Source organism: Streptomyces azureus (assembly GCF_001270025.1).
GTDB classification, from domain to species: domain Bacteria; phylum Actinomycetota; class Actinomycetes; order Streptomycetales; family Streptomycetaceae; genus Streptomyces; species Streptomyces azureus.
In genome coordinates this window covers 1-359 of sequence record NZ_DF968223.1, presented here as the reverse complement: position 1 = coordinate 359, position 359 = coordinate 1, and the positions used below count along the sequence as shown (strand labels likewise).

The 359-nt window shown below is 65.5% G+C and carries 1 protein-coding gene; it reads left to right on the top strand.

Translation table 11 applies throughout. From position 1 onward, the window contains the following. Positions 1-63: 63 nt before the first annotated feature. Positions 64-359, top strand: a 296-nt coding sequence (locus tag AOQ53_RS08350; RefSeq protein WP_148640302.1) for a transposase, incomplete at its 3' end; no start/stop codon positions are given.

Sequence of the window (359 nt, the reverse complement as noted above, 5' to 3'; positions counted from 1 at the left end):
CTAGGGGCTGTCTTTAGTTGCGATCAAGCCCGGGGTGGGGTGTCGGTCCGATAGGACTGTGGTGTGACGCGTGCGCAACTTAACGACAGGGAGTGGGAGTTCATCGAGCCGTTCCTGCCCGTCGGCGGATTCGGCCCGTACCCCGAGCGGCTGCGTGAGCAGTTCGAGGGGGTGATCTGGAGGTTCCGCACAGGCAGCCAGTGGCGGGAGATGCCTGAACGGTTCGGCGCCTGGCAGACGGTCTACAACCGCTTCATGCGGTGGCGGGACGCCGGCGTCTTCCAGGCCCTGCTGGAAGAGGCGATCGCCGAAGCCGCTCGCAGGGACGAGATCGACATGTCCCTGGTCAGCGTGGACTC